Origin of the sequence: Defluviimonas salinarum, from assembly GCF_026013545.1 — a bacterium.
Lineage (GTDB): Bacteria > Pseudomonadota > Alphaproteobacteria > Rhodobacterales > Rhodobacteraceae > Albidovulum > Albidovulum salinarum.
Map to the genome: position 1 here is coordinate 263,143 of NZ_JAPDOG010000003.1, position 24,491 is coordinate 287,633.

Here is a 24,491-nt window from a genome sequence, read left to right on the forward strand (position 1 = left end):
AATACCCCGGGAGGGTCCGGGAGGGCAGCGCCCTCCCGGCTCCCGCCGGGGCCCGCACACCCCTTGCCATGCCCCGCCGCGGCTGGTCTAGTCCGACCCGACCGCAACAAGGCCGGCCCGTCGTGCTCCTCTACCGCCTCCTCGCCCAGATCGCCTTCCGGCTTTACGCGCTCCGACTGCAGATCGCGGTGGCGATGGGCCGCCTCGCACACGAGAGCTTCGACGAAAGGCTCGGGCGCGGGCCGAAGCGCGATGGCGCGGCCCCGCTCGTCTGGATCCATGGCGCCTCGAACGGTGAACTGGCCTCGGCCCGGCCGGTGATCGACACCCTCATCGCCCGCGCACCGGGCCTGTCGATCCTCGTCACCGCGAATACCGAGACCGGGCGCGACCTCGCGCGAAGCTGGCAGCAGACACGCCTGCACGCCGACCTCGCGCCCCTCGATTATCCCGGCGCGGTCCGCCGCTTCCTTGACCGCTGGCGGCCCGCCGCGCTCGTCGTCATCGAGAACGAGCTCTGGCCCGAACGCCTCGCCGCCTGCGCCGCGCGTGGTATCCCGGTCCTCGTGATCGGCGCCCGGATGTCGGCGCGTAGTTATCGCAACTGGACCCGCCTGCGCTCGCTCACCGCCCGGATCCTCGGCGCGATCCGCTACCTGTCGGCACAGGATTCCGGCTCCGAAGGCCGGTTCCGCGACCTCGGCCTCGTCTCCGCCCGGTTCGGCCCGGTCGTGAATCTCAAATCCGCAACAACCGCCCGCAACACCTCTGAATCGCTTCCATTTCCTCGTGAAACCACGCTCCTCGCCGCCTCGACCCACGAGGGCGAGGAGGCGGCGGTCCTCGACGCCTTCGCCAGGGCGCGCCTGAAGATCCCCGGCCTCCGGCTGATCCTCGCCCCGCGTCATCCGCGGCGCCGCGACGCCATCGAGGCGCTGATCCGCGCGAGCGGCCTTGCCTTCGCCACCCGCTCGCGCGGCGCGCGACCCGACCCGGACACGACCGTCTACCTCGCCGACACGATGGGCGAGATGGACCTCTGGTACCGGGCCGCCGGGATGACCTTCGTCGGCGGATCGCTCGTCGACCGCGGCGGCCACACGCCGTTCGAGCCCGCCGCCCACGGCTCGGCGATCCTGCACGGCCCGCACATTTCCAACTCCGCCCCCGCCTACACCGCGCTCGCCGAAGCCAAGGCCGCGATCGACGTCGCAAGCGCCGCCGAGCTCGCGGCCGGAATCGTCGCGCTTGCCGACGGGGAGGCCGGGGCGCGGCTCGCCGCCGCCGCCACCGCGGCCCTCGCCCCCCTTGCCGCCGGTGCGGCACTCGACCCCTTCTACACGGCACTCGGGGAGGCAACCGGCCTGCCCGCGCTCGCCTCCTGAAACCTGAAAGACCGATGCTCTTCACGCTCCCTGAGATCGAGGACGCTGCCCGCCTCGTCCACCGCCACATGCCGCCGACGCCGCAATATGCCTGGCCCCAGCTCGCCGCGCGGACCGGCGCCGAGGTCTGGGTCAAGCACGAGAACCACGGCCCCACCGGCGCCTTCAAGGCCCGCGGCGCGATCACCTTCATCGACTGGCTGAGGCGTACCCACCCCGACTGCCCCGGCATCATCACCGCGACGCGCGGCAACCACGGCCAGGCCCAGGCCCGCGCCGCCCGCGCCGTCGGCCTACGCGCCGTCGTCTATGTGCCCCACGGTAACTCGGTCGAGAAGAACGCCGCGATGCGCGCCTTCGGCGCCGAACTGCGCGAGTTCGGCGAGGATTTCGACACCGCCCGCGAGGAGGCGATGCGCACCGCCGCGGCCGAGGGTCTCTTCCCCGTGCCGCCCTACCACACCGAGCTGGTGCGCGGCGTGGCAAGCTACGGGCTCGAGTTCTTCCGCGCCGCCCCGCCGCTCGACGCCGTCTACGTGCCGATCGGCTGCGGCTCGGGCATCTGCGGCGTGATCGCGGCGCGCGACGCGCTCGGGCTCTCGACCGAGGTAATCGGCGTGGTCTCGACCGAGGCCGCCGGCGCGAAGCTCTCGGCCGAGGCCGGGCAGCCGGTGGAGACCGCGAGCGCCCGCACCTTCGCCGACGGGATGGCGGTCCGGGTTCCCGTGCAGTCCGCGCTCGACGTCTACGGACCGGGCGCGGCCCGGATCCTCGCGGTGAGCGAGGATGAGGTCGCCGCCGCGGTCAGAATCCTCTTCGCCGATACCCATAATGTCGCCGAGGGTGCCGGGGCGGCGGCGCTCGCCGCGCTCCTGCAGGAAGGCGCGCGGATGCGCGGCCGTCGGGTCGGCGTGATCCTGTCGGGCGGCAATATCGACACCGGTCCTTTCGCCGCGATCCTCGGCGGGACCACGCCCGCCCCGTGACAGTGGCGACGCCCGCGGTTCCGTGCTAGGCTCGTCACATTCCCACGAAAGAACGGGATGCAAAGAGCGGTATCTATTGAGGGACTGGGGTCTCCGAGGGCCTCGGGCAGCCAATGAAGAAGCATGACGGGAAATCCTCTGCCGCGAGAAAGGCGGCAACGCAGTTCGCAGCCCTGTGCTACCGGCAGACGAAGAAGAAGGGGGTCGAGATCCTCCTGATCACCAGCCGCGACACCGGGCGCTGGGTCATCCCCAAGGGATGGCCGATGAAAGGCAAGAGCGATGCCGAAGCGGCTCGCCAGGAGGCGTTCGAGGAAGCCGGCGCCAAGGGCTGGGCCTGCGACCACTGCACCGGGCTCTTCACCTATGACAAGGTCATGGACGACGGCTCGGTCCAGCCCGTCGTCGTCTCGGTCTTCCCGCTTGAAGTCGAGAAAATGTGCTCCGACTATCCCGAGAAGGGCCAGCGGCGCCGCAAATGGTTCGCACCGGCCAAGGCCGCCGCGCGCGTGGACGAGCCCGAATTGAAGGACATGCTCGCGAGTTTCGACCCGTCGAAGCTGAACTGCTGCATCGCCGGAAACGCTTGATTTTTGCGGCGTTCTGCACAAATAGAGCAGTGACTCTTCAGGGTGGGACCATGATCCGCTACGCGCTTTCCTGCGCCGACGACCACAGCTTCGAAAGCTGGTTCCAGTCCGCCGAGGCCTTCGACCGGCTGCTCGGCGCGGGCATGATTTCCTGCACGGTCTGCGGCTCGACATCGGTCACCAAGACCCTGATGGCCCCGGCCGTGCGCCCGGCGCGCAAGGCGGCGGCGGTCGAGGCTCCGCTGTCGAAACCCGCGAGCAAGGCCGAGGAGGCGCTTGCCGCGATGCGCCGCCAGATCGAGCAGAACTCCGATTATGTCGGCCTCAACTTCGCCGCCGAGGCGCGGGCGATGCACGAGGGCGAGGCGCCGGAACGCTCGATCTACGGCGAGGCGCGGGTAGAGGATGCCAAGCGCCTGATCGAGGACGGCATCCCGGTCGCGCCCCTGCCCTTCATGCCGGCGCGAAAAACCAACTGACGCCCGGCCGTCGTCGGCGGCGGCGCGATGCCCGCGGGGTTTTCCGGCGCCCCGCCTTGGGTTAGGCTGAGGCCCAACCCACCTTTCGGCCCGCGCTCGGGGCGGATGATCCAACGGAAGGGCAGATGCGGATATTGATCACCGGCGCGAACCGGGGCATCGGACGAGCCCTCTTCGACGCCTGCCGGGCGCGCGGTGACGCGGTGATCGGCACGACGCGCCATGGCGCCGGCGCAGGCTTTCTCACCCTCGACGTGATCGACCCGGCGTCGATCCGGGCGATGGCCGAGGCGTTCGGGGCGGCACCGCTCGACCTGCTCGTGTGCAATGCCGGGGTCTATCTCGACCGGGGCGAGCACCTCGCGGACGGTTATCCGGCCTCGATCTGGGCCGAGAGCTTCGCCGCCAATGTCACCGGCGTCTTTTTGACCGTCCAGGCGCTCCTGCCCAATCTCCGCGCCGCGCAGGGCAAGATCGCGATCATCCCCTCGGTGATGGGTTCACAGGCCCGTGCGCCCGGCGGCAGCTATGTCTACCGCGCCTCCAAGGCCGCCGCCGTCAACCTTGGCCGCAACCTCGCGGCCGATCTCGCGCTCGATAGCATCGCCGTCGGCATCTATCACCCGGGCTGGGTCCAGACCGAAATGGGCGGCACCGACGCGGATATCGACGTCGCGACCTCGGTCGACGGGCTGCTGAACCGGTTCGACGCGCTCGGCGTCGCGACGACCGGCTGCTACGAGGATTACGCCGGACGACCCATTCCCCTGTGACGCGGACAGAACCGACCATGACATTCCGGGACGAGGCGCAAGCCCTCTTCGACCGCATGGTGACCGCCTATCGCGCCGGCGACGCCAGGGGCTGCGCGGCGCTCTTCACATTGGACGCGGTTCTCCTGTCACCTTACGCGCCCGAAACGAAGGGACGCGCCGCGATCGAGGCGCTGCACCGCGACTGGACCGCGCCTGGCGGCGCCAAGACGCTGACCGTGATCGAGGCAGGATCGGCCGGCGACCTCGGCTGGTGCCTCGTGGCCTATTCCGAGGGCGACGGCTCGGATGACGGCAAGTCGCTGAACCTGCTCAGGCGGCAGGAGGACGGCAGCTGGCTCATCAGCCATTGCTCGCTGACGAGCGACGATCCGCCGCTGCTCGGGGCTTGACGCGACGTCGGTCGCCCCTTGCCCTTCGCCCAACGCCCGCATAAGAAGCGCGCGACTTGACTCGGGGCGACAGGGGGGCCGGAATGCCGCTTCTCGTGATGAAATTCGGCGGCACCTCGGTGGCCGATCTCGACCGCATCGCCAACGCCGCCGAAAAGGTCAAGCGCGAGGTCGAGCGCGGCTATGACGTGATCGTCATCGTCTCGGCCATGTCGGGCAAGACCAACGAACTCGTGGGCTGGGTCGAGACGACCTCGCATCTCTACGACGCGCGCGAATATGACGCGGTCGTGGCGAGCGGCGAGAACGTGACCGCCGGGCTCATGGCGCTCCGCCTGCAGGAGATGGGCGTCCCGGCGCGCAGCTGGCAGGGCTGGCAGGTGCCGATCAACACCACCTCGGCCCATTCCTCGGCGCGCTTCGTGTCGATCCCGCGCGAGAACATCGACGCCAAGTTCGAGGAAGGCTTCAAGGTCGCCGTCGTCGCCGGCTTCCAAGGCCTCAGCGAAGAAGGCCGGATCACCACGCTCGGCCGTGGCGGCTCCGACACCACTGCCGTCGCCTTCGCCGCCGCCTTCGGGGCGGAACGCTGCGACATCTATACTGACGTGGACGGGGTCTACACCACCGACCCGCGCATCACCTCGAAGGCCCGCAAGCTCGACAAGATCGCCTTCGAGGAGATGCTGGAACTGGCCTCGCTCGGCGCCAAGGTCCTGCAGACCCGCTCGGTCGAGCTGGCGATGCGCTACAAGGTGCGCCTCAGGGTGCTCTCCTCGTTCGAGGAAACCGACGAAAACTCCGGAACCCTGGTCTGTGACGAGGAGGATATCATGGAATCGAAAGCCGTCTCGGGCGTCGCCTACAGCCGCGACGAAGCCAAGATCACGCTCGTCACGGTCGAGGACCGGCCGGGCATCGCCGCCGGCATCTTCGGCCCCCTCGCCGAAGCCGGGATCAACGTGGACATGATCGTCCAGAACATCTCGGAGAAGAACTACGAGGGTCACACGATGGCGGTGACCGACATGACCTTCTCCTGCCCGACCAACCAGGTCGCGCGGGCCCGGAAGGCGCTCGAGGATGCCCGCGCCGCCGGCACCATCGTCTATGACGATCTCGTGGTGGACACCGAGGTCGCCAAGGTCTCGGTCGTCGGCATCGGCATGCGCTCGCAGTCGGGCGTGGCCTCGCGGATGTTCGCGGCCCTCGCGGCCGAGAACATCAACATCAAGGTCATCGCGACCTCCGAGATCAAGGTCTCGGTGCTGATCGACCGCAAGTACATGGAACTTGCGGTGCAGGCGCTGCACGACGCCTTCGCGCTCGAGAAGGCCTGAGCGGTCCGGCGGCCCCGGACGGGCCGCCGCTTCTCTCGGCAACCGGACTCCGGCCGCTAGAGCCCGAGCTGCTCCATCATCGTCGCGGAATCCATCACGCCCCAATGTTCGGCGATGCGGCCGTCTTCGATGCGCAGGATGTCGACCGCCTCGATGTTGAAGGTCTTGCCGGTCGCCGGCGCCCCCATGAACGATCCGAGCTGGGACCCGCTGACCGCGAAGCGCCAGGTGACCATGTTGCCCTGGGCCACCGTCTGCAGCACCTCGACCCGGAAGTCGGGAAAGGCCTCGGTCATCTCCGCGAGCCCCGCGGTGAAGCCCGCCGCGTCGGGGGTATGGCCCGGCCAGGGCGCGTGATCGACGAAGCCGGGGCTGAAGAGATCCGTGGCAAGTGCGGCGTCATGCCCGTTCACGGCGGTTTCGAACCGGGCGACGAGATCGGTGAGCTGGGTATCGGTCATGGCGGATTCCTCTGCTGGGGATGGCTGGGCGGTAACGAGCGTCACGGCAAGAATGCATGACGCGGCGGTTCGATGCACACGCATCGTTTCCTCCTTTCTCAGGCGGTATCCTGTTGTATCGTTGAGTTTTCTTGTGACCTCTTGGCCTGTGGTCGAGTATCGCCGACGACGGCACCCGTCGAAAACAAGTGATTTCACCGTTTCGGCATGCAAAAATGCAGCCATGAACTGGGACGATCTGAAATACGTTCTCGCGGTGGCCCGCGAAGGCACCCTCGCGGCGGCCGGGCGCAGCCTGCAGGTCGATCCCACCACCGTCGGACGGCGGGTTCTCGCGCTCGAGTCCCAGCTCGCGACGCGGCTCTTCGACCGGCTCACAGACGGCTACCGGCCGACCGCCGCGGGCGAGATCGCCGTCGCCCAGGCCGAGCAGATGGAGGAAATGGCGCTGTCGGCCGAGGGCCGGATCCAGGGCCACGACACCCGGGTCGAGGGGCCGGTGCGGCTGACTGCACTCGACGCGATGATCGACGCGCTGATCGTGCCCAACCTGCCGCGCCTCCTGGCGAAGCATCCGGGGCTCGAACTGACGCTCGCCTCTGGCTTCGACGTCCTGCGCCTGTCGCGCCGTGATGCCGACATCGCGCTGCGCGTCATGCAGCCAACCGAGCCCGACGCGGTGGGCATCAGGATCGGGCCGACGGCGATGTCGCTCTATTGCGCGGCCGAGAGCGATTTCGGCCCGGCCCCGCCGGTCATCGGCCTGCCCCGCGAACGCGAGGCGCTCGGGTTCATGCAACTGCTCGCGCGGCACCTGCCGGAGAGCCGGGTGGCGCTGCGCGGCAACACCGAAGGCCACCTGATCGCGGCGGTGCGCGCGGGGCTCGGCGTGGGGTTCATAGATTGCGTCGTCGCCGATGCCGATCCGAGGCTGCGACGGTGGCGGCCGGATATCGTCGAACGCAGCACGCTCTGGGCGGTGACCCATATCGACATCCACCGGGCGCCCCGCGTTCGCGCGGTGATCGATTTCCTGACCGAACTGCACAATGAAAAGGCAGACCTCTTCGACGGACGCTGCCCGTTTCCGTCCTGCTAACAGTCCCTTGTCCGGCACATCATCAGGTTGTTTCGTTTTCGCTCACGCTGTGCTCTAACCGGGGCAGGCGCCGCGCAGGGCGTTGAGGAAAGACGATGCCTGACCGTACCGAAAGCGAAAGCCGAAAGCTGCTACGCCGTCTGCGCGACACGCTCGCCGAGCCCGGCGCCGGGCAGGAAAGGCTCGACCGCATCACCCACCTGATCGCCGATTCGATGCGATCCGAGGTCTGCTCGATCTACCTTTTCCGCGATGACGAGACGCTGGAGCTGTGCGCCACCGAAGGCCTGAAGCCGGAATCGGTTCACAAGACCCGGATGCGGCTCGGCGAGGGTCTGGTCGGCCGCGTCGCCAAGTCCTCGGTGCCGGTCAACACCGCCAACGCGCCCGCAGAGAAGGGTTTCCGCTACATGCCCGAGACCGGCGAGGAGATCTATTCCTCGTTCCTCGGCGTTCCGATCCAGCGTCTCGGCGAGAAGCTCGGCGTGCTCGTCGTGCAGTCGAAGCAGGCCCGGCTCTTTTCCGACGACGAGATCTACGCGCTCGAGGTCGTCGCGATGGTGCTGGCCGAGATGACCGAGCTCGGCGCCTTCGTCGGCGAGGGCGAGGCGTTGTCGGCGCTGCACCAGCAGCCGGTGCTCTACAAGGGCGCAACCGGCCAGGAGGGCGCGGCCGAGGGAAAGGTCTGGCTGCACGAGCCCCGGGTCGTGATCACCAACCCGGTCGGCGACGATCCGAAGAAGGAACGCGCGCGCCTCAAGGAGGCGGTCGAGCAGCTCCGGTTCTCGGTCGACGCGATGCTGACCATGACCGACGGTCAGGACAAGGAGCAGAGCCAGGTCCTCGAAGCCTACCGGATGTTCGCCAATTCCCGCGGCTGGATGCGGCGGATGGAAGAGGACATCGCCCGCGGCCTCTCGGCCGAGGCAGCGGTGGAGAAGGAGCAGTCGGCGGCGCGGGCGCGGCTCGAGTCGGTGCCCGACCCCTACCTGCGCGACCGGCTCCATGACCTCGACGACCTGTCGAACCGGCTTCTCAGGATCCTGACCGGACAGGGCGCCGATACCGGTGCCGAGATGCCGGAGAACCCGATCCTCGTCGCGCGCAACATCGGCCCGGCCGAGCTTCTCGACTACGGCCGCAAGCTGTCGGGGATCGTGCTCGAGGAGGGTTCCGTCGGCTCCCACGCCGCCGTGGTCGCCCGCGCGCTCGCGATCCCTCTGGTGATCCATGCCGAACGGATCACCACCGAGGCGCTGAATGGCGACGCGATCCTCGTCGACGGCGACCAGGGCGTCGTCCACCTGCGCCCAGAGGACACCGTCGCCGCCGCCTTCCGCGACAAGATCGCGATGCAGGCCGAGGCGCAGAGCCGCTACGCCTCCTTGCGCGACCTGCCCGCGACCGCGAAATGCGGCACGACGGTCGCGCTGCACATGAACGCGGGGCTGATGGCCGACCTGCCCTCGCTCGCCGGTTCCGGCGCCGAGGGGGTGGGCCTCTTCCGCACCGAGCTGCAGTTCCTGATCCGCGCCCATGTGCCGAAGCGGGGCGAGCTGGCCGACATCTATTCCGGCGTTCTCGATGCCGCGAAGGGCAAGCGCGTGGTGTTCCGCACCCTCGACATCGGCTCGGACAAGGTGCTGCCCTACATGAAGCGCGTCGAGGAGCCCAACCCGGCGATGGGCTGGCGCGCGATCCGCGTCGCGCTCGACAAGCCGGGCGTAATGCGGATGCAGCTCCAGGCGCTCCTGCGCGCGGCCAAGGGCCGGCCGCTCTCGGTCATGTTCCCCTTCATCGCGGAGTTCGACGAGTTCCGCACCGCCCGCCAGATGCTGCTCGACGAGGTCAAGCGCGAGCGCCAGTTCGGCCACCAGCTGCCCGGCGCGCTCGAGATCGGCGCTATGCTGGAGACGCCGTCGCTCGCCTTCGCGCCGAAGGAGTTCTTCGAGCTTGCCGATTTCATCTCGATCGGCGGCAACGACCTCAAACAGTTCTTCTTCGCCGCCGACCGCGAGAACGAGCAGGTCCGGCGCCGCTACGACATGCTGAACGCGAGCTTCCTTTCGTTCATCCGCCAGATTGTCGCCCGCTGCGAGGAAGCCCGCACCGAGCTGTCGTTCTGCGGCGAGGATGCCGGCCGGCCGATCGAGGCGCTATGCCTCGCCGCGCTCGGCCTCAGGACGCTGTCGATGCGGCCGGCATCAATCGGTCCGGTCAAGCACCTGATCCGGCGGGTCGACCTCACCGAACTGCGCGAGGTGATCGACCGCGAATGCGCGAGCGGCGTCACGAACATCCGCGCCGGCGTGATGAACTGGCTGTCGACGCAGGACATCTGACAACCGAGGCGCGGACCTAACCCGCGCGGAGGCGTCTCACGTCCTCGCGGAACGCGGTATCGACCGGCGCGGCCCCGTACCGATCGGCAAGCCGTTTCAGGCCGAACCGGACATGCGCCATCTCCTGGTAGTAGGACAGGAAGGCGAGGTTGAGACCCGCGCCTGCCGCCGCCCCGATCACCGGAACCGCCTGGGTTGCGAGCTTGCGCCCGATCACCGCCGCGAGCGTCGGCGCCACCTGCTGGATGAGCGCCTGCACCGCGCGGCCATTGACCGCGAGCCGCGTGCCGAGAAAGCTCGTGTTGACACCGTCATCCTCCGCGAGCGGCCCGCCGGCGCCGAAGACCTCGATGCAGACCGCCCGCGTCTCGGCCGAGGCCGGGTCGAAGCCATATTGCCCGGCGACCTTCTGCATCGCCCCGAAAAACAACGCGATGGTGGCCGGAAGCTCCACCAGCGCCGTACCGAGCCCGCCGACCCCACCGAGCGCCCCGCCCGTCGCGACGGCGGCGCGGTGGCCCCAGTTGCCCGTGTCCGGCAACGCCCGGTGCGCTCCTACCCGGCCGGCGACCTCGTAGGCACCGGCAAGGATCTCGACCATCCCGGTCTCGATCAGGCGGCGCAGGTTCTCCGGCAGGCCGGTCATCCGCGCCTCGATCCGCCCCCCGAAGGCGTTCAGAGCCCGCATCACCGGCCCGTTCGCGCGCTGGAGCCTGAGCGCCAGCACCGAAATCTCGGCCAGCGCGTCAGGTGGCAGCGCTGTAACCGGCAGTTGCGGCGGCACCGGCTCGGGAAGGGCGGCATCGTTCTTCATCTTCCAGAGATATGCACCGCTCCGCGCCGCTTCAATCGGGCCGCGTCTCCTGGAACTTGGTGACCGTGCCCCTCACCCCGTCCCATGCGCCGGGCTTGAGTGCCCGGCCGAGCACCCGGTCCGGGTTGGTCGGCGGCGGCATCTCGACACCCTCCAACCTGGCAAAACCGAACCTGCGATAATAGGGCAGATCGCCGACGAGAAGCACCCGCTCCCAGCCGAGCCGCGCCGCCTCGGCGAGGCTCTCGTGGATGAGAATGCCGCCCAGCCCCTCGCCCTGGCGGGTCGGGTGGACCGCGACCGGCCCGAGGAGCAGCACCCGCCGCCCGCCGACGAGGACCGGCCAGTACCGGATCACCGCTGCGAGCGTGCCGTCAACGTCGCGCAGGACGAGGCACAGCTCCGCCACCTTCGCGACGCCGTCGCGCAGGCGATAGGAGGACAGCGCCGTCCGCCCAGGCGCGAAGCAGAGGTCGTAAAGCGCCTCCACTTCCCACCAGTCCGCCTCGGTCTCCTCCTCGAGCCTGTACAAGCCGCGCCACTCCCCGAATCCGCTGGAAATCGCCCCTAACATGCGGGCAGGATCGGTTCAAACCCTATGAGGTCCGCAATGTTCTACCGCCCGGCCGACGGCCACGGACTGCCGCACAACCCGTTCAACGCGATCATCACGCCCAGGCCGATCGGCTGGATCTCCTCGCGCGGGACGACGGGCGACAACCTCGCGCCCTATTCCTTCTTCAACGGCATCGCCTACACACCGCCGCAGGTCATGTTCGCCTCGACCGGTCGCAAGGACAGCCTTCGAAACATCGAGGAGAGCGGCGTCTTCGCGGTCAACATCGTCGAATACGCGGCCCGAGAGCGCATGAACCTGACCTCAGGCACCTACCCGCCCGACACCGACGAGTTCACCCTCGCCGGGGTCGAGCGCGACGACTGCGTGACCATCCCCTGCCCGCATGTCCGTGGCGCGCCGGCGGTGCTCGAATGCCGGATCAACCGGATCGTGGAGCTGCTCGGCCGCGACAATTTCCTCGTCCTCGGAGAGGTCACCGGGATCCACCTCCGCGACGACTGCCTCGTCGACGGACGCTTCGACGTGACCCGGTTCCAGCCGCTCGCGCGCGGCGGGTACCGCGATTACTCGGTGGTGACCGAGGTCTTCGAGATGCTGCGACCCGGTCAGGAGTAAGCGCCTCAAGCGGTCAATGCGCCGCGCCGAACGCCCCGGCCTTCACGTCGTAATCGACCGCGATCCCGTATTCGGGGTCGTCGTCGCTGTCGATCATCAGCTGGCCGGCACGATTGAGAAGCCGGTGGCAGTCGCGGCTGAGATGGCGCAGTGACAGCGTTTTCCCAAAGGCCTCGTAGCGCGCCGCCAGCGCCTCGATCGCGGCCAGCGCCGACTGGTCGGCAACCCTACTCGCGGCGAAGTCGACGATCACCCGGTCGGGATCGGCCTCGGGCGTGAAAAGCTCGCCAAACCCGTCGGTCGAACCGAAGAAGAGCGGCCCCTCGACCGCGTAAACCTTCGCCCCGTCCTCGGTCTCGCGGATCGTCGCATGGATGCGCTTGGCGTTCTGCCAGGCATAGGCGAGTGCCGAGACGATGACTCCGGCGACGACAGCGGTGGCGAGGTCGGTCGCCACCGTGATCGCGGTGACGAGGACGATCACCACGGCGTCGGTCGCTGGCACCTTCATCAGGACGCGGAAGCTCTGCCAGGCGAAGGTGCCGATCACCACCATGAACATCACGCCAACGAGCGCGGCGAGCGGGATCTCCTCGATCAACGGCGCGGCGAAGAGGATGAATGAGAGAAGGAACAGCGCCGCGGCGACGGCAGCGAGCCGGGTGCGCCCGCCCGAGGTGACGTTGATCATCGACTGGCCGATCATCGCGCAGCCGCCCATGCCGCCGAAGAAGCCGGTGACCGTGTTGGCCACGCCCTGCGCCACGCATTCCTGGCTCGCCCCGCCGCGCTTGCCGGTGATCTCGCCGACGAGGTTGAGGGTCAGGAGGCTCTCGATGAGGCCGATCGCGGCGAGGATGACGGAATAGGGCAGGATGATCTCGAACGTCTGCCAGTTCAACGGCACGGCGGGGATGTGGAAGGACGGCAGCCCGCCCTGGATCGAGGCGAGGTCGCCGACCCGCGGCACCTCGATGCCGAAGCCAATCACCAGCGCGGCGACGATACCGATTCCGGCCAGCGGCGCGGGAATGGCGCGGGTGAGCCGCGGCATCACCCAGATGATCGCCATCGTGGCGATGACGAGCGCCAGCATCGTCGCGAGTGGCCCGCCGCTCAGCCACGCATGCCCGCCCTGCCCGTCCGGCAGGCGGAAATGTTCGAGTTGTGCGAGGCCGATGACGATCGCTAGGCCGTTGACGAAGCCGAGCATTACCGGATGCGGCACGAGCCGGATGAACTTGCCGAGCTTCAGGAGACCCGCAGCGATCTGGATCAGCCCCATCAGGACGACGGTGGCGAAGAGGTACTCGACCCCATGCGCGGCGACGAGGCTGACCATGACCACCGCGAGCGCGCCGGTAGCGCCCGAGATCATGCCGGGCCGGCCGCCGATCAGCGCCGTGATCAGCCCGACGAGGAAGGCCGCATAGAGCCCGACGAGAGGATGGACACCGGCCACGAAGGCGAAGGCCACCGCCTCGGGCACCAGAGCGAGCGCCACGGTGAGGCCCGACAGCACCTCGGTCCGGATCCCTGCGGCGGAAAGCGGGAAGGCCGGCGCATGGGACGGCGAGACGGCAGCGGCAAAAGCCGCAAGCGCGGATCGGGGCATCGTGGACCTCGGGGATTTTCTGTTCGCGACGCCCCGTCTAGCGGCAAACGGCCGCGAAATAAACCCTCAAGCGGCATGCCCCCGGAGCACCGGGCACCCTTTTCACCGCCCGGCCCCGCATCTAGGCTGCGGCCAAGAAAACGAACGGGCAGGCTTCGGCATGGCGACGGGCGGATCACGATGGTGAGCCGGGTTCTTGTCCTCGGCGCGGACGGGTTTATCGGCCGTCACATCGCGTTTGCGCTGCGAGCGGGGGGGCACGCGGTCGTGGCCGTGGCGCGGCGGCCGGAGCGGCTAGCGGCCATGGGGTTCGCCGTGCTCCGCGTCGATCTTTGCGATCCCGCCTGTCACACTCCGGCCTTCTGGACGCCGCATCTGGCCGACGGCACGCATCTCGTCATCGCAGCGGGGCTGCTGACCGGCGCGGACGCGGCCTTTGCCGCGGTCCACGAGGCCGCGCCACGCGCGGCCTACGCGGCGCGGGACGGGGGCCGGGCGGTGCTGATCTCGGCGGTAGGGATCACGGCCGACACGCCTTTCGCCGCTTGGCGTCGGCGCGGCGAGGCGGTGGCGCGCGCCGCAGGAAATGTGACGATCCTCCGGCCCGGCCTGGTTCTGGCCGACACGTCCTACGGCGGCTCCTCGCTTCTCCGCGCGCTCGCGGCACTGCCCGTGCGCCGCGTCGTCGTCGGCACGGGCGCGGAGCCCTGCAACCCGATCCACGCGGATGACCTCGCCTCCGTCGTTTCCGACTGCCTCGCCGCCCCGCCGGGCGCCGGACCGGCCGAAGGCGCCTGGGAGATCGGCGGCCCCGAGCACCTGAGCCAGGATGCGCTCTCCGCACTATTGCGGAGCTGGCTCGGCCTCGCGCCGGCGCCGGTCCTGAGGGTGCCGTACCGGTTCGCGAGGGTCGCGGGCCGGGTCGGCGATGCATTGCGGCTTGGCCCCGTTTCGACCACGGCGGTGGCGCAGCTCAGGCAGGGTATAGCGGCCGATCCCGCGCCGCTGCTCGCGCGGATCGCGGCGCGGCCAGAACCGGTCTCGCGCTTCCTCTGCCGCCGCCCGGCCGGAACCCAGGACCTGTGGCAGGCGCGGCTCTACCTTCTGAAACCGCTGCTCCGGCTGGTTTTGGCCGCGATGTGGCTGGTCTCGGGCCTTCTCGGGCTCCTGCTGCCACCGGCCGCGTTCACGCCCGTCCTCGCCGCCGCGCCCTTGCCCGAGGCCGCGCTCGTCATGCTGGCGCGGGCCGGCGGGCTCCTCGACCTCGCGCTGGCCGCGGCGCTCCTGCGGGACTGGCGGCCGCGCCAAGTGGGCTGGGCGCAGCTCGCGCTCGTGGCCGCATACACTTCGGGGCTGAGCATCCTCGCGCCGGATCTGTGGCTCGCGCCCTTTGGCGAGCTTCTCAAGAACCTGCCGGTGATGGCCCTGATCCTCGTACACCTCGCCTTGGCGGAGGAACGCTGATGGATCCCTACCTCGCCGTGAAGTGGCTGCACATCCTGTCCTCGACCGTCCTTTTCGGCACTGGGATCGGCACCGCCTTCCAGATGGTCTGGGCAATGCGGCGCGGCGAGCCCCGCATCGTGCATGGCGTGGCCACGGGTGTCGTCGTCGCGGATTGGATATTCACGACACCGGCGGGCTTCATTCAGCCGATAACGGGCGCAATTCTTGTCCATTTCAGTGGATTTTCCTTTTTCGAACCCTGGCTGGTCGCGACCTATGGCCTCTATCTCCTCGCGCTGGCCTGCTGGCTGCCGGTGGTCGCGCTGCAGATCCGGATCCGCGACCTCGCGGGCGCCGCAGCGTCCGGCGGTGAGGCGCTGCCGGACGAAGCCCGGCGCCTCTACCGGATATGGTTCGCACTTGGCTGGCCCGCCTTCGGCGCGCTGGTCGCAGTTTTCTGGCTGATGGTGGCGCGGCCCGATCTCGGGTTCTGAGGCTTGCCGAAGTTCGCGCCCGACGCGCGGAATTAACCATTCGGTAACGGATTGCCTGCTAGCGTCGGGTCAGCCGGCGCGAGCCGGTCGAAGCTTGCAGCTCATGTGACTTCAAATCGCCCGGGCCCCGTCGGTCGCTCCACCGGCGGGGCTTCGCGCCTCAGGGGGCGAGGACCGCGCCCGGATTCATGATCCCGGCCGGATCGAGCGCCGCCTTGATCGCCCGCATCGCGGCGAGCTTCGCGGGATCGCCATAGGCCTCAAGGTCACGCGTCTTGAGCCGCCCGATCCCGTGCTCGGCGCTGACCGAGCCGCCGAGCGCGTGGACGAGGTCATGCACCGCGCGCTGGATCGAACCGGCCTTGTCGCGATGATCGGCGGCACGCCCGCCCTTCGGCGGGAAGACATTGTAATGCAGGTTGCCGTCGCCGAGATGGCCGAAGCAGTTGACCCGGAACGGACCGATCGCGGCGATCACCGGCCCGGCGCGGCGCAGGAACTCCGCGATTTCCGAGAGCGGCAGCGAGATGTCGTGCGAGACCACCGCGCCGATCCGGCGGTTACCCTCCGGCAGCGCCTCGCGCAGGTCCCAGAGCGCCCGCGCCTGCGCGCCGCTCTGCGCGATGACACCGTCGCGGACAAGGCTTCCAGCCTCGGCCGCCTCGTAGAGGCCGGTCATCACCGCCTCGGGGTCGAGGCCGGGCGCGAGGCCGATCTCGATCAGCACCGACCAGTCGGGGCGATCCGCGAAGGGTTGGCGCAGCTCGGGCATGGCCTCGTCGAGGAAAAGAAGCCCCTGGGCATGGATCAGCTCGAAGGTCGTGACCGCGCCGCCGGTCCGGATCTGCGCGAGCGTCAGGAGCTCAAGCGCCGCCTCCGGCCCGATCACCGCGAGAAGCGCGGTGGCGGTCGCCGCCGGTTGCGGAAAGAGCCGCAGCGTGGCGGCGGTGATCACGCCGAGCGTGCCTTCCGAGCCGATGAGAAGGTCCTTCAGGTCATAGCCGGTATTGTCCTTGCGGAGCCGCGTCAGCCCGTTCAGCACCGAGCCGTCGGGCAGGACCGCCTCGACCCCGAGGCAAAGCTCGCGCGCATTGCCGTAGCGCAGGACGGCGGTGCCGCCGGCATTGGTGGCAAGGTTGCCGCCGATCCGCGCCGTCCCCTCGGAGGCGAGCGACAGCGGGAAGAGCCGCCCCGCCCCGTCCGCCGCCGCCTGCACCTCGGCGAGCGTCATGCCGGCCTCGACGATCATCAGGTTCTCCTCGGGCCAGAGCCCGCGCAGCCGGTTCATCCACTCCAGCGACAGGATCACCGGCGCCGGCCCCTCCGGCTGGACCTGACCGAGCACGAGCCCGGTGCCGCCGCCCCAGGGAATGAGGCCGACCCGCGCCTGTGCGCAGGCGGAAACGATGCGGGCCACCTCCGCCGTCTCGCGCGGACGGGCGAGGAGGGCCTGCGGCGTCACCGCGCGGCGCCGCGGCTCCTCGAGATAGCGCGGCTCCGCCGGCGCGAGCGTGCCCTCCGGCAGGAGCGTGGCGAGGCGTTGGGCGAAGGCAGCGTCGGCGGGGTTCAGCATGATCCCTGATCAAGCACGCCCGGCGGCATCCGGCAAGGGCGCTCAGTCGAGAAGCCGCGGCATCAGCACGATCACCGTCGGCCGCGCGGGCAGCGTGGCGAGCGAAACCTCGAGCACGGTCTCCTCGCGCAGCTCGACCGCGAACGCGTCCTCCATGCCGGAGAGGAACCGGACGAGCGTCACCGGGCCGAACCAGTGCATCGGCAGCACGATCGAGGCGCGGAGCCGCTTCAGCACCTTGATCATCGTCGGCAGGTCGAGCGTCATGCCGCCATCGACCGGCGCCATCACCACGTCGAGCCTGCCGAGGGCGGCATATTGCGCCTCGTCCGGCTCGTGGTGGAGATGGCCGAGATGGCCGATGCAGATCCCCGCGACCTCGAAGACGAAGATCGAGTTGCCGTAGGGCTCCACCCCGCCGCCCGGGCGGCGGATGTCGGTGGGCACGTTCCTCACCAGCATCTCGCCGAGGTCGAGATGGTGGTCGGCGGGTTCCCCGGTCCAGTCCCAGCCCTGGAGCACATGCGGGATGCGTTCGTCGGGCTCGGAGGTCCAGTGCGAGCTGTGGGCGCGGTTCATCGTGACGACATCGGGAACCACGTCGGCGGGACCAAGCATCCCTGTGTAGTCGGTGGCGAGGGACAGCCCGCCGTGGGTCTCAAGAAAGTAGGTCGAATGGCCGACATAGGACAGCCGCACCGTGTCGGCCGGCAGCGGGTCGCCGTAGCGGGCACGGTGGAGGTATTCGATGCCGGGAGCCGCGTCGGCAATGGCGATGCAATGGCTCGGGCGGCGGCTCTGGGCGGCGGCGGGCAAGGCCGCCGTCACAGCCAGCAAAACAACAAGAAGCCGGATGAGGGTCATGGAAGCCTCCGGCGACAGCATAGCGCGTTTTGCCGCCGGATGCCGCGTCTTTGCCCCTCACCCGCTGCCGGGCGCCGTCAGATCCCGGATTTCACCTCGGTCCAGAGCCGGGTCCGGCTGCGCAGCGGCCGGGCGTCGAGGCTGCGGTCCGGGAACAGGCGCGCCAGCGTTTCGGGCGGCGGATAGAAGCCGGGATCGGCGAGGATCGCCGGATCGACATGGGCATCCGCCGCGGCGTTGGCATTGGCGAAGAAGACCGTGTTGGTGACGTCGGCGATGACATCCGGTCTGAGCATGTAGTCGATGAAGGCATAGGCCTCGTCGACGCGCCGGGAATCCGCCGGGATCGCCATCAGGTCGATCCACATCAGCGTGCCCTCGCGGGGGATCGCATAGGCGACCTCGACGCCGCTGCCCGCTTCCTCGGCGCGCATCTGCGCGATGCCGGCGTCGCCGCTGTAGACGAGCGCGGCGCAGATATTGCCGGAGGCAAGGTCGGCCGTGGCCTTCTGGTTGCTGAAGTAGCGGACGGACGCCGTCGCCGCGGCGAGAAGATCGCGAGCACGCGCCAGCTCGCCCGGATCCTCCGAATAGGGGTCGGCACCGAGATAGTTCAGCGCGACCGACACGACCTCGACCGGGGAATCGAGCATGGCGATGCCGCAATCCGCGAGCCGGCCCGCGAGGTCCGGCTTGAAGATGAGGTCGAGCGTGTCCACCGGCTGATCGCCGATGCGCTCGGCCACCAGGGCGGGATTGTAGGCGATGCCGATCGTGCCCCAGGTATAGGGCACGCCGAGCTGTCGGCCGCCGGGCACGGCGTCGAGTGCGGCGAGGATGTCGGGGTTGAGATTGCCGTAGTTTTCCAGCCGCGCCGGGTCGACGGGCAGGAGCCCGCCGGCCTTGAACTCGCGCTCCGCGTTCACGGCCGCGGGGAAGACGACGTCATAGCCGCTTCCACCCGCGAGGAGCTTGGTTTCCAGCACCTCGTTCGAATCGTAGTAATCCAGCGCGACCTCGACGCCGGTCTCGGCCTGGTAGTTCGCGATCGTGTCGGCGGCGAAATAGTCGGCCCAGTTGTAGATGGCGAGTTCCCCGGCCCCGGCGCCGCTCGCGGCGAGGACGGCGCACCCGAGGATGACGGCTCCCTGTAGCGTGGTCTTTGGCGTTGCCACCTTGGTGGCTCCTGTCCCTGAATTGGCGCGAGTGGCTTTGGCCATGCTTCCCTCCTGACAGCCGGTTCGGATCGGGAAAGCCTACACGTTATGGCGTAACACCGTAAATTCAGCTACAGACATATACCTATAGGGGCATATAGCATCTGAAGTGTCGAGATGATGCAAGGCGTATCTTTTCCGGCCGAATGGAGCACCGCTCTGGCCGAATTGATCGGAGCGTTGGGAAGCCCGCGGTTTCCCGCCGCACTCCGCCGCGTGCTGGCACTGTGCTGCAGCTTCGACTCGCTCGTGGTGACACGCTATGACGGCGGCGCCCCGCCGCAGGCGCTGTTTCACGATCTCGACGACGTGCAGGCAGCGATTACCGTCGCCTTCTACGCGACCGGCCCCTACCTTCTCGATCCCTTCTACAAGGCCTGCCGTACCCGTCAGGAACCGGGCGCCTACCGCCTGCGCGACCTCGCCCCTGACGCGTTCTTCCGCTCGGAATACTACCGCAACTTCTACCGCAAGATCCGCATCGGCGACGAAATCGGCGTGCTGATCCCGGACGGAGCGGAACGCTGGCTGGTCCTGTCGCTCGCCCGCCGCCTGCGCCGGCCCGTCTTCACCCCCGAGGACAATGCGGCCCTCGCCGCGGCGTTCCCGCTGATCCGCGCCGCCGTTCTGCAACAATGGGGTGCGGAGGGGACCGTCGAGGCTGTCGCGGCCGAGGTCATCGACGACCGGCTGGTGGGTTTCGGGGCCGATGTCCTCAGTCCGCGCGAGGCCGAAGTCGTCCAGCTGATCCTGAGAGGTCATTCGACGCCAACGGCGGCCGATGTGCTGGGCATCTCGCCAGGAACCGTGAAGGTGCATCGCCGCCACGCCTATGCGAAGCTCGGCATCGCCTCGCAATCGGAGCTGTTCTCGATGGCGACACGGTTCCTGATGACACAGGAGGCGTGACGCGCCGCAGAAGCTCCGGCAACCGGGGGGTCAGGCCAGCGGCGGCCGGTGCCGGAGGGCCGCGAACCACCCGGCGCGGCGGGTCTTGCGCTCATGCGGAGGCTCCTCGGGAACTGGCCGGTCGACGCGGGCGCCGGGCTCGCGAGACGACAGGAACAGCAGATCGGCGGAGATGGGGGAAATGCGGTGGGTCATCGGATCATTCCTTGGCTTCAGAACCTGATCCAAGACTGCCCGAGCGCCCCGCGCCCCACCACCGACGCGATCCGGCGGAGGCGGAAGAACCCGTAACCACCCGTAAGTCCCTTGGCAGACCACCCCTCATGGGGTCATTCTAGGAGCCCTCCGGCCGCCAACGACCGAGGCACGATGACCGATGGCTGCTCCCTCTTCGCTACCAAGCTGCGCGCCTGGCGCGCGCATGCCGGCGCGCATGGCCGTGTGACCCAGGAAATGCTCGCCGACATGCTCGGTGTCAGCGTCGATGCCATCGGCAAGTACGAACGCTCGCTCTCCTTCATCCGCGGCGACCTCGAACACCGGCTCTCCGAGGCGCTTGGCTGGAGCCACGACGAGATCGTCGCCTGCCGCGAGGACTGGGAAGCGCGGCGCGCGGCGCCAGCCCGGGGCGCCTACCGGCTCCTTGACGATGAGGTCGTCGACGCGGTCTACAATGGCTCCTGGCGGGACGCCGCACTGGCCTCGATCGCCCTCGCCATCGAGGAGTTCGATGCCCTGCCGGAAGAGCTTGCCGCCAATGAACGGGTGTTCCTGCCGATCTACGACGCCTTCCGCGATCACTGGGCGGTGGTGATGCGGGGCGACCGCATGGTGGCGAAATGGACGCTGCCGTTTCTCAACCCCGAGGACGAGGAACTGTTCCGCACCGGCCGGCTGATCGAGGCGGACCTGTCGCTCGAGCGGATGCGCCGGCCGATCCTGCCCGGCACCTATTTCGGCTACAGCCCCGCCGTGGTCATTCGCCGTGGCCACGAAGCGGTCGGTCCGCTTCTCTTGTCCTCCTTCGTGAGCTTCCTCGAGACGCTGGCGCGGCGCGAGGTCTACCTTCACGGGATGGGTTCGATATCGGTGTCCCTCGGGGGCGCCCAGATCTGCCGCGATCTCGGGATGACGCGGCTCGGCACGCACTGCCTCGATCCCGGCTACGAGCTCTGGGAGCTGCCGGGCTCCGCGATCCCCGCCTCGATCTTCGGACGCCGCAGCCCGTTCCTGCGCCGCTGTTACCAGGACGTGTTCGGAAGCTGAACGCGGCTCAGCCTGCCTCGGTCCGCCCGCGCCGGTCGCCGCGCAGGTTGGCGTAGAGCACATGGTTGCGCCAGCGGCCGTTGATCTGCAGGTAGCTCTGCGCCACGCCCTCGTACTTGTAGCCGCATTTCTCCAGCACCCCGCGCGAGGCGAGATTCTCCGGCAGGCAGGCGCTTTCGAGCCGCGAAAGGTCGAGCTCGGTGAAGCAATGGTGGATCACCGCGCGCAAAGCCTCGGCCATGTAGCCCTGCCGCGCATGGGCGGCGCCGATCCAGTAGCCGATCGTCGCCGCCTGCGCCGGCCCGCGGCGGATGTTGTCGACCGTCACCGCGCCGAGGAGGGTCTCGTCGTCGCGGCGGACCAGGAACAGCGGCAGCGCGGTGCCGCCGGACTGGGCGCGCTGCGCCCAGTAGACGCGGTTGGTGAAGGCCTTGCGCGTAAGGTGGTCGGGCGACCAGGACGGCTCCCACGGCGTCAGGAATGCGCGGCTCTGTTCGCGCAGGGACACCCAGTCGCGATAGTCGGAATGCGCAGGCAGGCGCAGGCTCATCCGTTCGGTCTCGATCCGGACCCTGCGCCGCCCGAAGAACATCAGGCGGCGAGCCTTTCACGAAGCTGGCCGAGCGCCGGCGCCGCCTCCACCGGGCCGTAGAGCGCGAGCGCCGTGGTCGCCCCTCCGGCGAGACGCTCGGCGAAGGCGCGCACGGCGCCGCAGCTCACCGCGTCGATCTCGGCCGTGGTCTCGGCCACGCTCTGGACCCGGCCCCAGATCGAGACATGCCGCGCCATCCGCTCGGCCCGGCCCGAGGGGCTTTCGAGCCCCATCAGGAGCCCCGCCTTCATCTGCGCCCGGGCCCGCAGGATCTCCGCCTCGCTCATGTCGTCGGCGGCGCGCTTCAATTCGTCCATCGTCAGCCCGCAGAGATCGCCGATCTCCTCGGCCGAGGTGCCGGCATAGATCGTCATCATGCCGGTGTCGTCATAGGCCCCGGCCTGGGCATAGATCGAGTAGCAGAGCCCCCGCTCCTCGCGGATCTTCTGGAAGAGCCGCGAGGACATGCCGCCGCCGAGCGCGGTCGTGTAGACCTGCGCGGTGTAGAAATCGGCGTCGCGCACCGAGGGCGACTCAAAGCCCATCGCGAAATGGACCTGCTCCAGTTCCTTGACCTCGCGCCGCTCGCCCACCGACCAGCGCGCGGGCTGGATCAGCCCGCTACCGACCGGCTTCAGCCCGCCGAAGATCGCCTCGGCCGCCTTGACGATGGCATCGTGATCGACCGCCCCGGCGGCGGAAAGGATCATCTGGTCAGGCCCGTAATGCTCGCCCACGAAAGTCGTCAGATCCCCGCGTCCGAAGGTCGAGACCCGCTCGGCCGGGCCGAGGATCGTGCGCCCCATCGCCTGGTCCGGGAAGGCCGCCTCCTGCAGCCAGTCGAAGATGATGTCGTCGGGCGTGTCGAGCGCCTGGCCGATCTCCTGCAGGATCACATGCCGCTCGACCTCGATCTCCTTCGGATCGAAGACCGGATTGAGCACGATGTCGGAGATGACGTCGAGTGCCAAGGGCACGTCGGCCTCCAGCACCCGCGCGTAATAGGCGGTCATCTCGCGCGAGGTATAGGCGTTGATGTAGCCGCCCACGTCCTCGATCTCCTCGGCGATCTGCAGCGCCGAACGCCGCTTCGTCCCCTTGAAGGCCATGTGTTCGAGGAAATGCGCGATGCCGTTCTGCTCGGGCCGTTCATGCCGCCCGCCCGCCGTCAGCCAGAGGCCGGTGGCCGCCGAGGCGAGCCCCGGCATCCGCTCGGTCACGATCCTGAGGCCGTTGGGCAGCGTCGTCAGTTGGGTCGTCAAACCTTGCGCCTTTCATGGACCATCGCCTCCAGCCGGGCGAGGTCGTTCGGCACAGATGTAACACGTTCGGGGCGCGAGAAAAGGTCGGCCATGCGTTCGGGCAGCCCCGGGCGCTGACCCGTGGCTTTTTCGACCGCATCGGGGAACTTCGCCGGATGCGCGGTCGAGAGCGTGATCATCGGCACGGCTTCGTCCCGGTGGGCCTCCGCCACCGCGACGCCGACAGCCGTATGCGGGCAGAGAAGTTCGCCAGTCGCCTTGTGCATCGCCGCGATTGTGGCGAGCGTCTCCTCTTCCGACACGCGGCCCGAGGCGAAAAGCTCGCGCAGGGTCTCAAGCGCACCCTGGCTCACGGTAAAGCCGCCCGTCTCCTTCATCTCGGCCATGAGCTTCGCCACCGCCCCGCCGTCGCGGCCATAGGCGTCGAAGAGCGCGCGTTCGAAATTAGAGGAGATCTGGATGTCCATCGAGGGCGAGATCGAAGGCTTCACTCCGTCCATCTCGTAGCGCCCGGTGGTCAGGCAGCGGTGCAGGATGTCGTTCTGGTTGGTGGCAATCACCAGCCGGTCGATCGGCAGGCCCATGCGCTTGGCGATGTAGCCCGCGAAGATGTCGCCGAAATTACCGGTGGGGACGGTGAAGCTCACCTTGCGGTCAGGCGCGCCCAAGGACACCGCCGAGGTGAAGTAGTAGACGACCTGCGCCAGCACCCGCGCCCAATTGATCGAGTTGACGCCGGCAAGCCCCACCGCGTCGCGGAACTCGAAATGGTTGAACATGTCCTTGAGCCGCGCCTGGCAATCGTCGAAATCGCCCTTCAGCGCGAGCGCGTGGACATTTGCCTCGGCCGGCGTTGTCATCTGCCGGCGCTGCACTTCCGAGACGCGGCCCTCGGGAAAGAGGATGAAGACATCGACATTGTCGAGGCCGCGGAACGCCTCGATCGCCGCCGAGCCGGTATCGCCGGAGGTCGCGCCGACGATGGTCACCCGCCTGCCCTCGCGCCCCAGCGCGATCTGGAAGAGCTGGCCGATGAGCTGCATCGCGAAATCCTTGAACGCGAGCGTGGGCCCGTGGAACAGCTCCAGCAGGAAATGGTTGGGCGCGAGCTGCACGAGCGGCGCGCGCGCGCTGTGGCCGAAGCCCGCGTAGGCCCTGGCGATGGCGCTCTTGAACTCATCGTCGGTGAAGGCGTCGCCGACGAAGGGCCGCATCACCCGGAACGCGGCCTCCTCGTAGGAGAGCCCGCCGAGCGCCCGGATCTCGTCAGCCGAAAGCGTCGGGATCGTCTCGGGCACATAGAGCCCGCCGTCACGGGCGAGCCCGGTCAGCATCGCCTCGCCAAAGCCAAGAACCGGGGCCTCTCCCCGCGTCGAGATGTAGCGCATGTCAGTTCC

At 68.8% G+C, this 24,491-nt stretch carries 25 protein-coding genes; 14 read left to right on the plus strand and 11 right to left on the minus strand.

Going from position 1 to position 24,491, the window contains the following annotated elements; all coding sequences use genetic code 11:
* The first annotated feature begins 122 nt into the window (after window positions 1-122).
* The 7 genes from OM960_RS05300 to OM960_RS05330 all read left to right on the plus strand — a co-directional run bounded on the left by OM960_RS05300 (window position 123) and on the right by OM960_RS05330 (window position 5,945).
* Window positions 123-1,385 carry a 3-deoxy-D-manno-octulosonic acid transferase gene (locus tag OM960_RS05300; RefSeq protein WP_264771278.1) on the plus strand — a complete coding sequence of 421 codons (1,263 nt, stop codon included), beginning with the start codon at window positions 123-125 and terminating at the stop codon, window positions 1,383-1,385.
* Window positions 1,386-1,399: 14 nt separating this feature from the next.
* Window positions 1,400-2,371 carry a threonine dehydratase gene (locus tag OM960_RS05305; protein WP_264771279.1) on the plus strand — a complete coding sequence of 324 codons (972 nt, stop codon included), beginning with the start codon at window positions 1,400-1,402 and terminating at the stop codon, window positions 2,369-2,371.
* 113 nt (window positions 2,372-2,484) lie between these two features.
* On the plus strand, window positions 2,485-2,961 hold the full coding sequence (locus OM960_RS05310; protein WP_264771280.1) for an NUDIX hydrolase: 477 nt from the start codon (window positions 2,485-2,487) through the stop codon (window positions 2,959-2,961).
* A gap of 50 nt (window positions 2,962-3,011) precedes the next feature.
* Window positions 3,012-3,440 (plus strand): DUF1178 family protein, encoded by a 429-nt coding sequence (locus OM960_RS05315; RefSeq protein ID WP_264771281.1) that lies wholly within the window; start codon window positions 3,012-3,014, stop codon window positions 3,438-3,440.
* 125 nt (window positions 3,441-3,565) lie between these two features.
* On the plus strand, window positions 3,566-4,213 hold the full coding sequence (locus OM960_RS05320) for an SDR family NAD(P)-dependent oxidoreductase (protein ID WP_264771282.1): 648 nt from the start codon (window positions 3,566-3,568) through the stop codon (window positions 4,211-4,213).
* Between the two features lie 17 nt (window positions 4,214-4,230).
* Window positions 4,231-4,605, plus strand: a complete 375-nt coding sequence (locus OM960_RS05325) for a YybH family protein (RefSeq protein WP_264771283.1) — start codon at window positions 4,231-4,233, stop codon at window positions 4,603-4,605.
* 83 nt (window positions 4,606-4,688) lie between these two features.
* Window positions 4,689-5,945 carry an aspartate kinase gene (locus OM960_RS05330; protein WP_263333526.1) on the plus strand — a complete coding sequence of 419 codons (1,257 nt, stop codon included), beginning with the start codon at window positions 4,689-4,691 and terminating at the stop codon, window positions 5,943-5,945.
* 56 nt (window positions 5,946-6,001) lie between these two features.
* Here OM960_RS05330 and OM960_RS05335 read toward each other — a convergent pair whose 3' ends face one another.
* Window positions 6,002-6,406, minus strand: a complete 405-nt coding sequence (locus tag OM960_RS05335; RefSeq protein WP_264771284.1) for an ester cyclase — start codon at window positions 6,404-6,406, stop codon at window positions 6,002-6,004.
* 223 nt (window positions 6,407-6,629) lie between these two features.
* On the opposite strand from OM960_RS05335, the gene OM960_RS05340 reads away from it, so the two are divergent.
* A complete protein-coding gene (locus tag OM960_RS05340) occupies window positions 6,630-7,505 on the plus strand; it encodes a LysR family transcriptional regulator (RefSeq protein ID WP_264771285.1) in 876 nt (291 codons plus the stop codon).
* A gap of 95 nt (window positions 7,506-7,600) precedes the next feature.
* On the plus strand, window positions 7,601-9,847 hold the full coding sequence (gene ptsP / locus OM960_RS05345) for a phosphoenolpyruvate--protein phosphotransferase (RefSeq protein ID WP_264771286.1): 2,247 nt from the start codon (window positions 7,601-7,603) through the stop codon (window positions 9,845-9,847).
* A gap of 16 nt (window positions 9,848-9,863) precedes the next feature.
* Here ptsP and OM960_RS05350 read toward each other — a convergent pair whose 3' ends face one another.
* Window positions 9,864-10,661 carry an EcsC family protein gene (locus OM960_RS05350; protein WP_263333535.1) on the minus strand — a complete coding sequence of 266 codons (798 nt, stop codon included), beginning with the start codon at window positions 10,659-10,661 and terminating at the stop codon, window positions 9,864-9,866.
* 31 nt (window positions 10,662-10,692) lie between these two features.
* The gene (locus OM960_RS05355) at window positions 10,693-11,193 is read right to left on the minus strand and encodes a GNAT family N-acetyltransferase (RefSeq protein ID WP_263333537.1); all 501 of its coding nucleotides are present in this window, start codon (window positions 11,191-11,193) and stop codon (window positions 10,693-10,695) included.
* A 78-nt stretch (window positions 11,194-11,271) separates the two neighbouring features.
* Between OM960_RS05355 and OM960_RS05360 the strand changes: the two genes are divergently transcribed.
* Window positions 11,272-11,856: a flavin reductase family protein gene (locus OM960_RS05360; protein ID WP_264771287.1), complete on the plus strand. Its 585-nt coding sequence runs from the start codon at window positions 11,272-11,274 to the stop codon at window positions 11,854-11,856.
* Window positions 11,857-11,869: 13 nt separating this feature from the next.
* On the opposite strand, the gene OM960_RS05365 is transcribed toward OM960_RS05360, so the two are convergent.
* A complete protein-coding gene (locus OM960_RS05365) occupies window positions 11,870-13,471 on the minus strand; it encodes a SulP family inorganic anion transporter (protein WP_264771288.1) in 1,602 nt (533 codons plus the stop codon).
* Window positions 13,472-13,654: 183 nt separating this feature from the next.
* Here OM960_RS05365 and OM960_RS05370 point away from each other — a divergent pair, with 183 nt between their 5' ends.
* Both OM960_RS05370 and OM960_RS05375 read left to right on the plus strand, forming a co-directional pair.
* Window positions 13,655-14,935 (plus strand): SDR family oxidoreductase, encoded by a 1,281-nt coding sequence (locus OM960_RS05370; protein ID WP_264771289.1) that lies wholly within the window; start codon window positions 13,655-13,657, stop codon window positions 14,933-14,935.
* Window positions 14,935-15,411 (plus strand): DUF2269 family protein, encoded by a 477-nt coding sequence (locus OM960_RS05375; protein WP_264771290.1) that lies wholly within the window; start codon window positions 14,935-14,937, stop codon window positions 15,409-15,411. The genes OM960_RS05370 and OM960_RS05375 overlap by 1 nt, the downstream gene beginning before the upstream one ends.
* Before the next feature lie 160 nt (window positions 15,412-15,571).
* Here the strand turns inward: OM960_RS05375 and OM960_RS05380 are convergent, their stop codons facing one another.
* The 3 genes from OM960_RS05380 to OM960_RS05390 all read right to left on the minus strand — a co-directional run bounded on the left by OM960_RS05380 (window position 15,572) and on the right by OM960_RS05390 (window position 19,068).
* Window positions 15,572-16,984, minus strand: a complete 1,413-nt coding sequence (locus OM960_RS05380) for an FAD-binding oxidoreductase (protein WP_264771291.1) — start codon at window positions 16,982-16,984, stop codon at window positions 15,572-15,574.
* Between the two features lie 42 nt (window positions 16,985-17,026).
* Complete coding sequence (locus OM960_RS05385; protein ID WP_264771292.1) at window positions 17,027-17,848, minus strand: MBL fold metallo-hydrolase; 822 nt, start codon at window positions 17,846-17,848, stop codon at window positions 17,027-17,029.
* Between the two features lie 77 nt (window positions 17,849-17,925).
* Window positions 17,926-19,068 (minus strand): extracellular solute-binding protein, encoded by a 1,143-nt coding sequence (locus OM960_RS05390; RefSeq protein WP_263333553.1) that lies wholly within the window; start codon window positions 19,066-19,068, stop codon window positions 17,926-17,928.
* Between the two features lie 117 nt (window positions 19,069-19,185).
* Here OM960_RS05390 and OM960_RS05395 point away from each other — a divergent pair, with 117 nt between their 5' ends.
* Entirely contained in the window at window positions 19,186-19,974 is a 789-nt protein-coding gene (locus tag OM960_RS05395; protein ID WP_264771293.1) for a helix-turn-helix transcriptional regulator, read from the plus strand.
* Between the two features lie 30 nt (window positions 19,975-20,004).
* Here the strand turns inward: OM960_RS05395 and OM960_RS05400 are convergent, their stop codons facing one another.
* Entirely contained in the window at window positions 20,005-20,169 is a 165-nt protein-coding gene (locus tag OM960_RS05400; RefSeq protein WP_263333557.1) for a hypothetical protein, read from the minus strand.
* Between the two features lie 174 nt (window positions 20,170-20,343).
* Between OM960_RS05400 and OM960_RS05405 the strand changes: the two genes are divergently transcribed.
* Window positions 20,344-21,240: a helix-turn-helix domain-containing protein gene (locus OM960_RS05405; protein WP_264771294.1), complete on the plus strand. Its 897-nt coding sequence runs from the start codon at window positions 20,344-20,346 to the stop codon at window positions 21,238-21,240.
* 7 nt (window positions 21,241-21,247) lie between these two features.
* Here OM960_RS05405 and OM960_RS05410 read toward each other — a convergent pair whose 3' ends face one another.
* The 3 genes from OM960_RS05410 to thrC are packed head-to-tail and all read right to left on the minus strand — an operon-like array spanning window position 21,248 to window position 24,482.
* Window positions 21,248-21,832, minus strand: coding sequence for a GNAT family N-acetyltransferase (locus OM960_RS05410; RefSeq protein WP_264771295.1), 585 nt, complete (start codon window positions 21,830-21,832; stop codon window positions 21,248-21,250).
* Window positions 21,832-23,094: a M16 family metallopeptidase gene (locus tag OM960_RS05415; RefSeq protein ID WP_264771296.1), complete on the minus strand. Its 1,263-nt coding sequence runs from the start codon at window positions 23,092-23,094 to the stop codon at window positions 21,832-21,834. Before OM960_RS05415 ends, OM960_RS05410 begins: the two co-directional genes overlap by 1 nt.
* On the minus strand, window positions 23,091-24,482 hold the full coding sequence (thrC, locus tag OM960_RS05420) for a threonine synthase (RefSeq protein WP_264771297.1): 1,392 nt from the start codon (window positions 24,480-24,482) through the stop codon (window positions 23,091-23,093). Before thrC ends, OM960_RS05415 begins: the two co-directional genes overlap by 4 nt.
* Window positions 24,483-24,491 lie beyond the last annotated feature (9 nt).